Below are 15,169 nucleotides of genomic sequence, written 5' to 3' on the forward strand. Positions count from 1 at the left end.
CTCATAAAACCCCCAAGGAGTGGTCTAGCAACAATGGCACGTCTTTTCGGAACTGATGGCGTCCGCGGTTTGGCGAATAAGACTCTGACCGCACCGCTGGCAATGCGGCTGGGTGCTGCTGCGGCCACTGTGCTGACTAGCGGCACGAATCCGTCGGGGCGTCGTCCCCTGGCCATTGTTGGCCGCGATCCGCGTGTCTCCGGTGAGATGCTCGCCGCAGCGCTGTCTGCCGGCATGGCTTCCCAGGGCGTCGACGTTTTGCGTGTCGGCGTGCTGCCCACTCCGGCTGTCGCTTTCCTCACCGACGACTACGGTGCCGACATGGGTGTGATGATTTCGGCTTCTCACAACCCCATGCCGGACAACGGCATCAAGTTCTTCGCCGCGGGCGGCACCAAGCTTGACGACGCGGTGGAGAAGGAAATCGAACACGCTCTCCACAACCTGCCGGAGACCGGCCCCACGGGCACCGGAGTGGGGCGTGTCATCGAGGAGGCCCCAGACGGGCTCGACCGCTACCTGTTCCACCTCTCCCGTGCGGTCAGCACCAAGCTCGACGGCATTCGCGTCGTAGTGGATTGTGCAAATGGTGCTGCTTCGCAGGCCGCCCCCATGGCGTACGCGGCCGCCGGTGCCGACGTCGTCGCTATTCATGACAAGCCGAACTCCTACAACATCAACGACAACTGCGGTTCCACCCACATTGAGGTTTTGCGCGCGGCAGTGCTGGAGCACGGCGCGGATCTGGGTCTGGCTCACGATGGCGATGCCGACCGCTGCCTGGCTGTGGACTCGCAGGGCAACATCGTCGATGGTGACCAAATCATGGCCATCCTGGCCGTCGCCATGAAGGAAGAGGGGCTACTGCACCACAACACGCTGGTGGCCACTGTGATGAGTAACCTCGGCCTCAAGCTGGCGATGGAGGAAAACGATATCGCCCTGCGTACCACCAAGGTCGGCGACCGCTACGTGCTGGCAGATTTGAACGCCGGCGGTTACTCGCTCGGCGGTGAGCAGTCGGGGCATGTGGTCATTCCGGATCACGCCACCACTGGTGACGGCACCCTCACCGGTCTGTACCTCATGGCGCGGATGGCACGCACCGGTAAGTCTCTGGCTGAGCTGGCCTCCGTAATGAAGGTGCTGCCGCAGACTCTTATCAACGTGCCGGTGTCCAACAAGGCCGCAATTCTGGAGTCTGATGAGGTCAAGGCCGCCATCGATGCAGCCGAGGAGAAGCTGGGTTCCACCGGTCGCGTGCTGTTGCGCCCGTCCGGCACCGAGGAGCTCTTCCGCGTCATGGTGGAGGCCGCCGATGCGGAATCGGCCCGCAAGATTGCCGGGGAGTTAGCTGCGGTTGTGGCCGCAGTCTAGAGTCAGGAGTGTGGAAATGAATGACGCGCCAGAGGACATTAAAGCCCGCTTTGCCCCGGGTGAAGCCGACATCCAGGTAGAGGTGGTCGATCGTGACGGTCGGGTTCTCGGTACCGTCGGCAAGCTTGAAGCACACGTTCCGCCGGGAATTTTGCACCGTGCTTTTTCTCTTTTCCTCTTCGATGAGCAGGGACGCATGCTGCTGCAGCGCCGTGCGGAGTCGAAGTATCACTCACCACTGCTACTGACGAATGCGACCTGCTCGCACCCACTGCCGGGGGAGCCGGTGGCCGATGCCGTTGAGCGTCGTGCGAAGGAAGAGCTCGGTGCGGATGTCTCCCAGTTGGAGGAAATCGGCATTGTTATCTACCAGGTCATCGATGATCGTTCGGGATTGGCAGAGCACGAGTACAACCACGTGTACGCCGGCATCGTCGATCCGAAGTCGGTGGATATCAACCCCGATGAGGTCGATGAAGTGGTGTACGTGACCCCGCTGGAGCTAGCAGAACGTCGTGCGAACGAACCGATGACGGAGTGGTTTAACCACGTCTGGGGTGTTGGTGCGGAGAAGTTCTCCAAGTACGGTTTCGACATTGCGGGTGTGCCGGGTATCCATGGCCCCGCGGAGGCGCAGGCTGCCGCACAGTCGGTTTCGGAAAAGGATGTGTAGCTTCGTGACCAGCGTAGAAAACGCCAGCGTCGACGACTTCGGCCTCGACAAGTCCGAGGAATTGGAGACCGGGGAGTTCTATGCCCTGGCCAATGAACAGGGTGCCGCATTCGGTGAAGGCCATGCCAAGTCGATTTTGTTGGGCGAGCACTCTGTCGTCTACGGCAAGCCGGCTATTGCGCTGCCGGTGACGTCGCTGCGCACGATGGCGTGGATTGACCGCGTGGAGGATTCTCCAGTCCTGTTTTCCATGGACGGCGAGGTCATTGACATCGACGAGCTGCCGGAGCGCTTTGCCTCCATCGCCGCTGCACTCCGCGCTGGCCTGCGCACCTTCGGTATTCCCGAACGCGACCTGCTGGTTCGTCTCCGCTCCGGTATCCCGCCCGCCGCAGGGCTGGGTGGTTCTGCCGCAGTGGCACATGCGCTTATCGACGCAGTGCGTGACCTCGCCGATGGCACTTTGACCGAGCGTCAGCGCTTTGACCTGGTGCAGGAAGCTGAGCGTCTGGCGCACGGTAACCCCTCTGGCCTGGATGCCACGGTTGCCCGCGCATCGCGTCCGGTTTACTTCAAGCAGGGTGAGTTCCATCCGCTGAAGGTGGCCAAGAAGATGTGGCTAGTGCTGGGGGATACCGGTGTGCGTGGTTCGACGTCGCTGGCCGTTGCCCGCGTGCGTGGTTTCGTCGATTCCCACCGAGTCCACGGCCAAGAGTTGCTGGACCACTTGGGGCAGCTGGCCGATGGTGCGGTGCACAACCTGGCCAAGGGCGATTTTGCCCGTCTGGGGCATCGAATGGACTCGGCGCAGGAAGCGCTAGAAGAACTAGGTGTTGGACATGAGTCCATCACCGATCTCGTCACTGCCGCCCGACTGGCAGGTGCCCACGGGGCAAAGCTCACTGGTGCCGGTTGCGGTGGCTGTGTGATGGCGCTGGCAGAGTCCGCCGATCACGCGGAACTGATTAGCCATGCCATGATGGGCGCCAATGCCGTTGCTACTTGGACTGTGGAGGTAAATCCCTCGTGACCACGACCGCTACCGCCGTCGCTCATCCCAACATCGCCCTGATTAAATACTGGGGCAAGCGCGATGAGGCCGTGCAGCTACCGGCCACAGGTTCGCTGTCCCTTACTCTGGGCATCGCTCCGACGACGACCACGGTGTCGCTTATCGACGATCCCAGCGTCACCGCCGACTCGGGCACTCTGAACGGCCAGGAGATGGTGGGCAAGGACCTCTCCCGTGTCCAGAAGTTTTTGGATTTGGTCCGCGAGCGTGCGGGCAGCACTAGCTTCGCAGAGGTGACCAGCACCAACGAGATTCCGACGGGTGCGGGTCTGGCTTCGTCCGCGTCGGGTTTTGGCGCTCTCGCGCTGGCCGCGGCGAAGGCCTACGGCCTGGACTACACCCCGGAACAGCTCTCGGCTCTGGCCCGTCGCGGTTCGGGCTCGGCCTGTCGCTCTATTTTCGGCGGCCTCGTCGAGTGGCTGCCCGGCGATGACGATGCTTCCAGCCACGCAGTGGCTCTGCCGGATTCCGGCCTGGATCTCTCCCTGGTCGTGGCGGTTTTGGCCCCGGGGCGCAAGAAGATTGACAGCCGTGCCGCCATGCGTCGCACGGTCGAGACATCACCGTTCTTCCCGGCCTGGGTGGAGCAGGTGCCCCGCGATATCGAGGACATGAAGGCCGCCATTGCCGCTGCGGACTTCACTGCGGTCGGTGAGCTCGCCGAGGCCAATGCCATGCGCATGCACGCCACTATGCTGGGGGCTCTTCCTCCGGTGCGGTACTGGAATCCGGATTCGGTGGCGGCTCTCGATCTCGTCGCTACGCTGCGTGACGAGGGCACCGAGTGCTACGCCACCATGGATGCCGGCCCGAACGTGAAGGTGCTGTGCCGCAGCGGCGATGCCGAGAACATCGCGGATCGTTTCCGCGCAGAGTTCGAGGATATTGACGTGCTGGTTTCCGGTTCCGGCCCTGGCGCTTACCTGGTGTAGCTGGGGGAGTAGTTGAGCAACGCTAAAGGCGGACCTATCGAAGGTGAATCGATTGGCCGCGGCTGTGGCAAACTGTATCTCACCGGCGAATATGCGGTGATGGATGTCGAGGGACTGGCCGTCATCGCAGGTGTCGACCGCTATGTGACAGTTCGGTGCCGCGATGCCGAACCATCGCAGCCGGTCTCTCGCGTGTACTCCAGCTATTACGGCCCGCAGGGGCGCGTCATTGATATCGATGCACCAGATGACATCGCTACCCATACGATTTCCCTGGTCTATCGCATTGCTGCGGGCGAGTTGGAAAACACCCCAGAGCGCCCCATAAATATCGTCATTGAATCAGACCTCGATGACGCCGACAGTGGTGCGAAGTATGGCCTGGGATCCTCCGGGGCTGTCGCTGTGGCTGTAACTCGTGCGCTGGGGACGCACCTGGGTCTGGAGCTGGATTCACTGGACGTGTACAAGATTGCGATGGTGGCCACGCTTCTGGCTGGTGCAGCTGGTTCCGGCGGCGATATCGCGTGCTCCGCGCACGGCGGGGTGGTGCTCTATCGCCGGCCGAATCCGACGGCGCTCGCAGAGCTCGTGGCGGCTGATCCTGTCGCTGCCGTGGCGGCACCGTGGCCGAATCTTCGCATTGACGCCCGCACCGACCTCGGTGGGCTACAACTGTTGGTCGGCTGGACGGGCAGTCCGGTGAAGACGGACTCGCAGTTGAAGAAGGCCGGTGGCGCAGACCGTGATTTTGTGCGCGGGGTCTCGTCGATAAGCGAAAGACTCTGGCAGGCGCTTGCCGACGGCGACCACACCGCGGCGTTTGCCTGCCTGCGTGAGAATCGGACGCTGCTGCAGGACTATGAGCGTGAGCGTGCTGTGTGCATCGAGACGGAGAAACTGAAAGCGCTTGCCGACATCGCCGATGGCGCGGGGGCCGCGGGCAAGAGCAGTGGCTCCGGTGGTGGTGACTGCGGAATCGCGCTGGTGGGAGTCTCAGATGGTGTCGATGCCGAGGAGACTGCCGCGGACATCACCGCGCGCTGGCAAGCAGCTGGCATCCGGCCGTTGCCGCTGAAGCTGGCCGCTCAACTTTGACCACAGTTTTTTGACCGTAGAATTTAAGACAGCTGAAATTTACAGAAGCTGGGAACCGAAGCTGCATGCAGCTAGAAAGGGTCGCTTAGGACAATGGCTGAAAAGAGCTCGCACGACCTGGAATATGCACACGTACCACTGAGCTGGATTGGTCCGGTGCGCATTAGTGGCAACGTCATGAATGACGAGGTGAAGATTCCGCTGGCGACTTACGAGACCCCGCTGTGGCCGTCTTGTGGTCGCGGTGCGAAGGTCTCCCGCATGATCGAAGGTGGCATTACCTGCACTTTCGTCGGTGAGAAGATGACCCGCTCGGTGATTTTCACTCTCGATTCGGCAGCTGATGCCGTCGTTGCGCGCGACAACATCCTGTCTCGTTATGACGAGCTGAAGAAGGTCGTGGAGTCCTCTTCGCGTTTTGCCAAGCTGGTAGATATTCACTTCCAGATCGCATCACGTCTTCTCTTTGTCCGCTTTGACTTCTTCTCCGGTGACGCCTCGGGCCACAACATGGCCACGCTGGCGTCTGAGCGTTTGATGTCCTACCTGATGGAGCAGATGCCAGAGTTGGGCTATGGCTCCATCTCGGGCAACTACTGCACCGATAAGAAGACCTCCGCCGTCAATGGCATTCTGGGCCGCGGTAAGTACGTGATCGCCGAGGCCGTCATTCCGGAGCCGGTTGTCCGCGAGCGTCTGCGCACTACCGCCAAGCGCCTGGCTGAGCTCAACGAACGCAAGAACCTCGTCGGCTCCATCATGGCGGGCTCACTGCGCAGCGGTAATGCGCACTACGCCAATATGCTGCTGGGCTTTTACCTCGCTACCGGTCAGGACGCTGCGAATATCGTCGAAGGCTCGCAGGGGCTGACGCAGGTAGAGGCGCTTGACGACGGCTCCGTGCGCTTTAGCTGCACCCTGCCACATTTGATCGTCGGTTCCGTGGGCAACGGCAAGGGCTTGGACTTCGTGGAGAAGAATCTCACGGCGCTGGGCTGCAAGGAGGACCGTGAGCCGGGCGAGAATGCCCGTCGTCTAGCAGCGTGCTGCGCGGCAATCGTCTGGTGTGGTGAGCTTTCCCTGCTCGCGGCACAGACGAACCCGGGTGAGCTGATGGAGGCACACGTTTCTATCGAGCGTGCGAAGTAGTGGTTTGTGAATAGTCGTTTGCGACAATTCGCAAAACCTAAGACAAATCTCAGGTAAACGCGCTAGATTTCTGTAGTAGGCAATTAACATTTTGTGGGCAAAATATCCCGTGGTCTGATGACTGCTCTGATGGCCGTTCTGATGACATAGGGATGTTTCGTTGCCCGTTATTTCTTAAAAATCTGTAGAGGTAGTGAAGGCACGGTTTTGATGACAACAAGCAATGTGACCCCGATCGGTATTGATGACATCGCCTTTGCGACGGGTTCGTACTGCATTGACCTCGCCGATATTGCGCCCCGACTCGGAGCGGAACCGGCAAAGTACCACAAGGGCCTGGGGCAGGAACGCTCCAGCGTGGTTGCCTCTGATGAAGATCCGGTGACGATGGCCGCGACCGCGGTGAAGAAGATCGTCGACCGCCACGGTATCGACGGCGTGCGCACCATCATGTTCGCCACTGAGACCGGTATTGACCAGTCGAAGGCCGCTGCTGTCTATGTGCATGAGTTGGTCGGTCTTGACCCGCATGCGCGCTCTGTCGAGCTGAAGCAGGCCTGCTACTCCGGTACCGCGGCGCTGCAGTTCGCGTGCGCTCTGGTGGCCCGCAATCCGGAGGAGAAGGTCATCGTTGTCGCCTCCGACATTGCCCGCTATGACCTGGACTCCGCTGCGGAGCCGACCCAGGGTGCAGGTGCTGTAGCCATGCTGGTGACCGCTAATCCGCGCATCCTGGCTATCGATGCGGCTTCGGGCGTCTTTACCCGCGAAGTTATGGACTTCTGGCGTCCGAACCACCGCAGCCAGGCGTTGGTGGAGGGCAAGCTCTCTATTAGTGCTTACATCGACGCTGTTCAGGGTGCTTACGAGGACTACCGTGCCCGCGGCGGTGTGGACTTCAGCGAGATTGACTACTTCAGCTACCACCAGCCGTTTACCAAAATGGCCTACAAGGCGCACCGGCAGCTTTCGGCCAATAACGGTGTGGAGCTCACCGCAGAGGACGAGGCCCGCCAGCTCGGCCCAACTACTGAGTACAACCGCATCATCGGTAACTCCTACACAGCATCGGCCTACTTCGGCCTGCTCTCGCTGCTGGACACCGAGAAGGACCTGGCTGGTAAGAAGGTCGCTGTTGTCTCCTATGGTTCCGGCTCGGTTGCTGAGTTCCTCACCGGCAATGTGGTCGAGGGCTACGAGTCCCAGCTGCGCGCCGAAGATAATGCTCGTGAACTGGATGAACGCGTAAAGCTCGATGATCCGACCTACTACCGCCACGCTCAGGTGACGCATGAAGATCCGGGTGAGTACTCCAACCTGGGAGACGACGCCCTGATTGGCACCGGCCCATTCAGCTTCACCGGTGTTGAGGGGTGTAAGCGCATCTACCGCGCTCGTTAGCCCCGGGGGCACCCGCGCTAGTACCTCAACGGAACCGAATCCCCTTTTTTCGCGCCTAACAGTAATAAGAACTGTTTTTCGCGGGGAAGGGGATTTTTCGTGTCCGCACGTTTTACTGGAGGCAGTGGCGGAGGCTTGCTGCACTTTTCGGAAGATGCAGTGACAGCGGCTGCCCGAGAGATCGAGCAGCGCGGCCGTGAAGGCCATGAGCGGTGGGGAAGCGCTCCCGATATTTCCGCGGCAGACTGTGGCCAGGGTTTTGCCGCCCAGGGGCGTCGTCTGCAGCAGGCGGCAGCGCGGCTGCGTGAGCACGGGCAATCGATGTACGCGGGACTTGGCAATCATGCTCCGGCAGTGCGGGAACAGTGGCGTGTCTTTGCAGGCTGTGACAGCGACGGGAGCGCCGACCTCGGTGGAATTGAGGTAGTGGACTGATGCCATGGGTTGCTCGAATTCTTCCGATATTGGTGCGTGTTATTGGCCGTGGAAGCCGTATTGGAGCCAAGCGCGGGGTTGGCGGCATCGGCAAGAATCTGCCCAAAGTCTTGGATAAGGTGCGACGCGCTGACGGCTGGAAGGGCAGCGCCCTATCCAAGTTCTCTAACTCCGTGGGGTTGATAGCCTCCGCGATAACTATTGCTATGGCTTTCGATTGGGGCGGTTTGAAAGGCGATGCCGCCGACGCCGCCAAGGAACGCTGTGATAAAGCCGCGCAGGACTGTGCGAATCAGGATGAGCAGTCCGCCAATGGCGCGCAGAGCGTCGGCGAGTGCGGCAAGAAAGTCGACGAGGTCCTGGAGGATTGCGAAAAGCAGGCCGAAGATATGGCTGAGCAAACCGACGGCATCCTCTCTCAGTGCGAAGCGCTTGTCGACGATCCGGAGGTCGGCGCCGAAGCCGCACAAGTCGCCCAGCAGGTGTGCAACAGTCTCGTCGACTCCACTGGTCAGCTCTACGATGCTCGCAATGTCTGCATCGAACAGTGTCTTGAGCAGGCAGCGTGTGACACTGAGGCCGTGGTGGTCGCCACCCCGCCGCAGCCTCCTACTGTCCCTGCCAGTTCGGGTGCTACCTCGGCGGCCTGTGCAGAGGTGGCTGAGTCTGTGAGTGGCGAAGGAGCTACTGTAACCGGTGGCAACGGTGCTATCGCTGGTGGAATTGGGGTCGTTGCCAACGTTGATATTGGGATAGAGGCAGGCGTTGCTGCTGGGATATCCGTTGGAGGTGCCATTGGCGCTGCCGGGGCGGCCAGTATCGCTGGAATTGCGGGAGCTGTCGGGGTTGCAGGCAGTGTCGCGTCCTCACTGCTCAACTTAGACATGTGCACGGAGACGGAAGAGCCAGTGTGCGAACAGGCACCAGCACCAGCACCAGCTCCTGCGCCGGAGAACTGCAAGCCAGAACCGGAACCCGAGCCCAAGCCCGAACCTGAACCCGAGCCCGAACCTGAAAATGTTCCTGAACCGCCTCCTCCAGCTGAGAAACTAAAGCACTTGGGAATCGAGCTGCCACAGGAACCGCAAGCAGAACAGCGAGCGGAACCGCAGCCAGAACCACAAGCAGAGCCGCAGCCAGCACCAGCCCAGGATTCGGCAGCATCAGTGCAGGAATCTGCTTCAGCTGTGCCCGAGCCCCCTGAGCAGCCCAACGCCCAGGAGCTTGTGGGCGCGGTCAATTCGCCAACGGCAGGTGAGTGGTAATGGGGAGTAAGCATGCCGCGAAATATGACCGGATTGGGCAGGACTATTACGACGCTGCTGCAATGACCAGGCAGGAGTTCGATACGGCGATACAGAGGGCACAGAAAGAATTGCAGGGTTTGGAGGAGCGTCGTAAAGCACGCGAAACTAAGGAGAGGGAGGTGGCGGCGGGCGTCGAAAAGCAACAAAAAACCGCCCGACCGAAGGGAACCGTTACGCGGTTGTTCGGGCGGGCGGGGAAAGGGACGCCGACGGTGAAGTCGATTCGGGGCGTGTCCTGAAGCGTGGCCTAGTGACTACTTGCCGGGAATCAGCGAGTGCTCCGGGTTTTCCGGCAGCTCCTTGATGAGCCACTCCATGTCGCGGTTAGTTGTGCCCTTGATAGTGGCGGTCGGGTCTGCGAAATCCGAGTACTTCTTGTCGTCACCGACCGTGGCCAGCAGGAAGCCTGTGAGTGCGGCGCGCGCGACCTCCTGGTACTTCACCTTGGAGGAAGAGAAGCCCGCTAGACGACGGAGAAGAGTTGTCTCCGAGAAGCTGCCCTGGTCAGCCTTGTCTACTTCGCGGTAAACGACATCGCCCTTCCACTGAACAGCCAGGCGAGCCGGGTTACCGCGATCGAGCCACTGATCCTCGCCAGGGGCCAGGACGAGGCCCGGAGCCGAGACATTAGTTGCAGCGGCGCTGGAGGAAGGCGCGGTAGTTGCGGGGAAGACGCAGCCAACGCCGGAGATGAGGTCGTGACCAGCGGCGGCGAGGACGGCTACGCCAGCGCCCATGCCGTGGCCGGCAACGCCGAGTTTCTTCGGGTGGACGACGACCTTGCCCTCTCCGAGGCGGACACCAGCGAGAATCTGGAGCGCTGTCTCCAAATCGTTGGCGAGACCACGGTGGTCTGCCACAATGCCATTTTCGGTGTCCGGAGCAGCGACCGCGATGCCCCACGAAGCTAGGTGACGCAGCGTGGCGTGGTACTCCTCAATCGGTGTGCGCCAATCGTGTGCGAAGGCGATACCGGGGATGCCATTGCCCTCGGCAGGCGTGTAGACCTTTCCCGGCAGGCCAGTAAAAGCGAGATCACCGACCATGACGCGGTGCGGTCCACGCTTGGAAAGATTAGATGTCAGAGTCTTCAAGTTGTCAGCCACAGTGAATAGCTTAACTATAAGGTGCATACCTTTGCTGAAAAAGTGCCAGGATGAGCGAGAATGTCTATTTCGTTATGACGATTTTCCGCTTCGCGGGTTATTCTGTAGGGCATGTGTGGAATCGTTGGATATGTGGGCCATCAGCCCGCCCTGGATATTGCTGTCGATGCGCTACGACGCATGGAATACCGTGGCTATGACTCCGCGGGTGTTGCCATTGTCGACAATCAGGGGCATATCACTGTAGAGAAGAAGGCCGGTAAACTCGCCAACCTCGAGGCTGCCCTTGACGCGGATGGGCGCGACAAAATCACTGGAACCACCGGAATTGGGCACACCCGCTGGGCTACCCACGGTCGCCCAATTGATGAGAATGCCCACCCACACCAGTCCTATGACGGCAAGGTGGCTATCGTCCACAACGGCATTATCGAGAACTTTGCTCCGCTACGTCAGGAGCTGGAGGATGCCGGCATTGAGCTGAAGTCCGAAACCGACTCCGAGGTCGCCGCGCACATGCTCGCCCGTGCCCTGGACGGTTCCGACGGCGGATCTACCGCTGGTGATTTCGAGGCCTCTGCGCTGTCCGTGCTCAACCGCCTCGAGGGTGCTTTTACGCTGCTGTTTACTCATGCAGACCACCCGGACCGCATCATCGCTGCTCGTCGCTCCACTCCGCTGATTGTCGGTGTGGGCGAAAACGAAATGTTCCTCGGCTCCGATGTTGCGGCTTTCATCGCGCACACCCGCGAGGCCGTGGAGCTGGGTCAGGACAACGTCGTCATCATCACCGCAGATGATTACCGCATCCTGGATTTCGCCGGCAACGAGCAGCAGGGTCGGCCATTCACCATCGACTGGGATCTCGCCGCAGCCGAAAAGGGTGGCTATGACTCCTTCATGATGAAGGAAATCCACGAGCAGGCTGCCGCCGTCCGCGATACGTTGGCCGGTCACCTCGTTGACGGCCGCATCGTTCTCGACGAGTCCCGCCTGAGTGACCAAGATCTGCGTGACATCGAGAAGGTCTTCGTCGTCGCCTGTGGTACCGCATACCACTCCGGTTTGTTGGCCAAGTACGCCATTGAGCACTGGGTTCGTATCCCGGTCGAGATTGAGGTCGCTTCCGAGTTCCGCTACCGCGATCCGGTGCTGGACCGCCAGACGCTGGTGGTCGCTATTTCGCAGTCGGGTGAGACTGCGGACACCCTTGAGGCCGTGCGACACGCAAAGAGCCAGGGCGCCCGCGTGCTGGCTGTCTGTAACACCAACGGTGCACAGATTCCGCGTGAGTCTGACGCCGTGCTCTACACGCACGCCGGCCCGGAGATCGGTGTTGCTGCAACCAAGTCGTTCCTGGCGCAGGTTGCCGCAAACTACTTGGTCGGATTGGCTCTGGCCCAGGCACGCGGCACTAAGTACCCGGATGAGGTCACTCGCGAGTTTGAAGAGCTGGAGACCATCCCGGCACTGATTGACAAGGTCGTCGCTAAGGGCGATGAGTTCATCGACATGGCCAAGGAAATCGGTGCTATTCCGACGATGCTCTTCCTCGGCCGACACGTTGGTTTCCCAGTCGCACTTGAGGGTGCGCTGAAGCTCAAGGAGCTTGCCTACATTCACGCAGAGGGGTTCCCGGCAGGCGAGCTCAAGCATGGCCCAATTGCACTCATCGAGGATGATCTTCCGGTCGTCGTCGTAGTGCCATCGCCGAAGGGGCGCGCCGTGCTGCACTCCAAGATTGTCTCCAACATCCAGGAAATTCGAGCCCGAGGTGCCAAGACCATCGTGATTGCCGAAGAAGGGGATCAGTCGGTGGTTCCTTTTGCGAACTACCTGATTGAGATCCCGGAGACCTCCACGCTGCTCCAGCCGCTGTTGTCTACGATTCCAATGCAGTTCCTGGCAGCTGAGATTGCTCGCCAGTGCGGTAACGAGGACATCGATAAGCCGCGCAACCTGGCTAAGTCAGTCACCGTCGAGTAGTTCGTCCTGCTTTCGTCGGTACTGCTCAATCTCCGCATCGAGTTCTTCATCCGTGAGGGACTCGATGCGTTTTGCTTCTTCCTCGGATAGGTCCCAGACCTCATCGGATACATGGCAAAATGACAACATCCAATCGAGGTTGCGTTTCTGAATCGTCTTCATCTTCCGTGTCACACGCTGATGAAAAGTTTGCTTGCCGACGTTCTTTAGCGGCCCAACCGGAACGCTAGTCGCGGTGTCTCCATCACGGGAAGTCCACACTTCTGTTCCATCAGGGAACCGATCGATGTCCCAGCCCCCGTGCGTTTTTAGGTTGTGGTGTCGGCGGCAGAGACAGTGCAGATTCTCCGTGTCAGTAGGCCCGCCCTGCTTGGGATTGTCGTGGTTGTACGGCTGAATATGGTCCAGGTCGCACTTGGCTGCCGGGACGTCGCAGCCGGGGAAGCGGCAGGTACCGTCACGCCCACGGACGCGAGCCACCTGGCTCTCGGTGGGGCGGTAACCATCCACCTTGCTATCGGCGGAGATACGGATGTGAGTTGCGCGAGCAATCCATTCTTCGGTGGCTACCTCGCTCAACCAGCCGATGCCATCAATCCATGCTGGCCCACCGCCGACCTCGCGGTAGACATTGATGACAATCTCGGCATTGGTCGATTTCTGTGCCAGCTGTAGTAGCGCTTCCGCCTGCGTGCACTGTTCACCGCGATTGATTGCGGTGTTGCGAATCCCCTGGATTCTTGCCATGAGCTCGGTCGCGCGGTCGTTTTCAAGGATTGCTGTGACCTTTTTGTGCTTGCCATCGCCCGTGTCGGCGAGTGCGACCGCTTCGCCTTCTGGCACCCGTTGGGTGCCGTCGTTGCGGGCGCAGTCGTTGTACTCAGAAACCAAGTCGCCGATTAGACGAGACAGCGTGTAGACACCAACCATTGCTTGTCGAGGTCGCGTCGGAGTGAGCATTTCCAAAAGATGGGGCTCTACCGTGTCGAACTGATCTGGTGACAGCCCGGCAACGCCATTGGCGATGGCGCGGAGATGGGCTAACGAGAAACAGAAGGTGGATTCGATGAGAGCCCGGACCTTTGGTAGGCGTTCGAACATCAGCGCAATTTCGCACAGCGTAGAGCACTTGCCTCGGCTAAGGCCGGTTCGAATGCTTATACGGGCAAGATGGTGATTGACATCGACCTCGTCACCGGGAGCGCAGATATCGATGAGTTGAAGGTCTGCGGCGTTGATGGCACGGGCCGCGATGCTAATGGGATCGTCGGATTGCTGGTTGGCCCATGAGGGCTTTTGACCTGGTGCTGGAAGTTCTGTGGGCGGCGATGACATTGGTTATCCCCCTGATTACTACGTGTCCGCCGGAGAATTGAAGATTGAGTTCTGTGGTGGAGAGAAGCGTGGTGGAGGCTGTTTCAACCAGTCCCGCCGACTTCTGTGCACCAGACAAAGAACTTTCGCTTACAAATTTTCCCTACAACCCAAATCGTACACCTGTTTGAAAAACTGTCAATAGAATTCTGGAAATACGTTCTAAAATTCTGTGCTGAATTAGATCCGGCCCCTCTGCCCGGACCCCCTCCGCCCGGACCCCCTCCGTCCGAGCCCCCTCGGCAGGGCGCCGTACAAAGGCAGGACTCGCTGTCGCGGATGATGCGGAACATCACCAGCTTCAGCGCCATCCAGTTCCTCCAAGAACTCGTGAATGCGTTCGAGCGTATTGGGGGAGTAGAGCAGTGCGAGGTGATCAGACCAGTCGCCACCGCCAGTGGCATTGTTGACGTTCGTAATGTGGTGACCCTCTTGTTCGGGCAAAAAGGCGCCGGTCCACGGGCGAACCACGGTGTCAAAAGGGGTGCCGATATTCAGGTAGTGCGGACCACGTCGGGTAATGCCACGCGCTGCGCGGTTCAGAGTCGCAATGTAGTCAGAGTCCAGCAGCTGTTGAATGCAGGCACGGCCGACAAGGCGGTCGACGAGTTTGTGCATCGGTAGGCCGCATCGCTCAAGGGCACTGAGCCTTCGGCGCATGCCCCACGCAGTAGTGCCTCGGTGGTTTCCCGCTAGCGAGATGACTGCACGCACGGGGCTGTTGTCGGAGGCGTACTGCTCGGCCTCTTCTTCGTTGAGGCCATGGTTGAGTGCGTCGTCGTAAAGCGAATCGATGCTCGCGTTAGCGTAGCTGCGGCAGTGTAGACCGCCCTGGGAATGACCGATGAGGTCGATGCGGGGAAGGGAGAGTTGGGCTCGGAAGCGGTCGAGAAGGTCGGTGACTTCAGCGAGCGCATCGCTCAAATCGGTGGTGGCTTTGACGCTACGGAGACGGCTGACCAGCGCGGCGGGGTCGGAGCCGTAATCGAGTGAGAATACGGGGCGATTCCGGGCGAGAAACGGCCCCAACATGGCGAAGGAGTTGAACGAGTTCATCCAGGTGCCGTGAACCAGGACAATTGGTGTGCGACCGTTGTATCTGTCTAGGTCAGGAGTGACTTTGCCGTCGAGGATTTCGCGAACGTCCTGCACGCCGTGGGGGATCCATTCGGGATGACGCAACGAGCGCAGATATGCCTGCGGAAAGGCGCGCAGTAGAGGGCCGAAAACTCGCGTGCTCGGGGAGTAGTCATCCATAG

At 60.2% G+C, this 15,169-nt stretch carries 14 protein-coding genes; 11 read left to right on the forward strand and 3 right to left on the reverse strand.

Going from position 1 to position 15,169, the window contains the following annotated elements:
• Positions 1-33 precede the first annotated feature (33 nt).
• The 10 genes from glmM to HMPREF2787_RS00745 all read left to right on the forward strand — a co-directional run bounded on the left by glmM (position 34) and on the right by HMPREF2787_RS00745 (position 9,683).
• Entirely contained in the window at positions 34-1,377 is a 1,344-nt protein-coding gene (gene glmM / locus HMPREF2787_RS00700) for a phosphoglucosamine mutase (protein WP_016422094.1), read from the forward strand.
• Between the two features lie 16 nt (positions 1,378-1,393).
• On the forward strand, positions 1,394-2,050 hold the full coding sequence (gene idi, locus HMPREF2787_RS00705) for an isopentenyl-diphosphate Delta-isomerase (protein ID WP_070858121.1): 657 nt from the start codon (positions 1,394-1,396) through the stop codon (positions 2,048-2,050).
• Between the two features lie 4 nt (positions 2,051-2,054).
• Complete coding sequence (gene mvk / locus HMPREF2787_RS00710) at positions 2,055-3,080, forward strand: mevalonate kinase (protein WP_101687816.1); 1,026 nt, start codon at positions 2,055-2,057, stop codon at positions 3,078-3,080.
• Positions 3,077-4,054 carry a diphosphomevalonate decarboxylase gene (gene mvaD / locus HMPREF2787_RS00715; protein WP_016422097.1) on the forward strand — a complete coding sequence of 326 codons (978 nt, stop codon included), beginning with the start codon at positions 3,077-3,079 and terminating at the stop codon, positions 4,052-4,054. The genes mvk and mvaD overlap by 4 nt, the downstream gene beginning before the upstream one ends.
• A 12-nt stretch (positions 4,055-4,066) precedes the next feature.
• The gene (locus tag HMPREF2787_RS00720) at positions 4,067-5,152 is read left to right on the forward strand and encodes a phosphomevalonate kinase (protein ID WP_048731504.1); all 1,086 of its coding nucleotides are present in this window, start codon (positions 4,067-4,069) and stop codon (positions 5,150-5,152) included.
• Between the two features lie 93 nt (positions 5,153-5,245).
• Positions 5,246-6,301: a hydroxymethylglutaryl-CoA reductase gene (locus HMPREF2787_RS00725; protein WP_070831092.1), complete on the forward strand. Its 1,056-nt coding sequence runs from the start codon at positions 5,246-5,248 to the stop codon at positions 6,299-6,301.
• A 210-nt stretch (positions 6,302-6,511) separates the two neighbouring features.
• Positions 6,512-7,702 (forward strand): hydroxymethylglutaryl-CoA synthase, encoded by a 1,191-nt coding sequence (locus HMPREF2787_RS00730; protein ID WP_016422100.1) that lies wholly within the window; start codon positions 6,512-6,514, stop codon positions 7,700-7,702.
• Between the two features lie 99 nt (positions 7,703-7,801).
• Positions 7,802-8,137, forward strand: coding sequence for a hypothetical protein (locus HMPREF2787_RS00735; RefSeq protein ID WP_016422101.1), 336 nt, complete (start codon positions 7,802-7,804; stop codon positions 8,135-8,137).
• Between the two features lie 32 nt (positions 8,138-8,169).
• Positions 8,170-9,402 (forward strand): hypothetical protein, encoded by a 1,233-nt coding sequence (locus tag HMPREF2787_RS00740; RefSeq protein WP_246824134.1) that lies wholly within the window; start codon positions 8,170-8,172, stop codon positions 9,400-9,402.
• Positions 9,402-9,683, forward strand: a complete 282-nt coding sequence (locus HMPREF2787_RS00745; protein WP_070858123.1) for a hypothetical protein — start codon at positions 9,402-9,404, stop codon at positions 9,681-9,683. Before HMPREF2787_RS00740 ends, HMPREF2787_RS00745 begins: the two co-directional genes overlap by 1 nt.
• A gap of 15 nt (positions 9,684-9,698) precedes the next feature.
• On the opposite strand, the gene HMPREF2787_RS00750 is transcribed toward HMPREF2787_RS00745, so the two are convergent.
• Positions 9,699-10,550 carry a dienelactone hydrolase family protein gene (locus tag HMPREF2787_RS00750; RefSeq protein ID WP_049169967.1) on the reverse strand — a complete coding sequence of 284 codons (852 nt, stop codon included), beginning with the start codon at positions 10,548-10,550 and terminating at the stop codon, positions 9,699-9,701.
• A 111-nt stretch (positions 10,551-10,661) separates the two neighbouring features.
• On the opposite strand from HMPREF2787_RS00750, the gene glmS reads away from it, so the two are divergent.
• Complete coding sequence (glmS, locus tag HMPREF2787_RS00755) at positions 10,662-12,536, forward strand: glutamine--fructose-6-phosphate transaminase (isomerizing) (RefSeq protein ID WP_005509815.1); 1,875 nt, start codon at positions 10,662-10,664, stop codon at positions 12,534-12,536.
• Here glmS and HMPREF2787_RS00760 read toward each other — a convergent pair.
• Positions 12,519-13,871: an HNH endonuclease signature motif containing protein gene (locus HMPREF2787_RS00760; protein WP_070858124.1), complete on the reverse strand. Its 1,353-nt coding sequence runs from the start codon at positions 13,869-13,871 to the stop codon at positions 12,519-12,521. The genes glmS and HMPREF2787_RS00760 overlap by 18 nt on opposite strands.
• A gap of 219 nt (positions 13,872-14,090) precedes the next feature.
• Positions 14,091-15,167, reverse strand: a complete 1,077-nt coding sequence (locus HMPREF2787_RS00765; RefSeq protein ID WP_070858125.1) for an esterase/lipase family protein — start codon at positions 15,165-15,167, stop codon at positions 14,091-14,093.
• Positions 15,168-15,169: the final 2 nt, after the last annotated feature.

This window comes from Corynebacterium sp. HMSC061H03 (genome assembly GCF_001838215.1).
In the GTDB taxonomy this organism is placed as follows: Bacteria; Actinomycetota; Actinomycetes; order Mycobacteriales; family Mycobacteriaceae; genus Corynebacterium; species Corynebacterium jeikeium_D.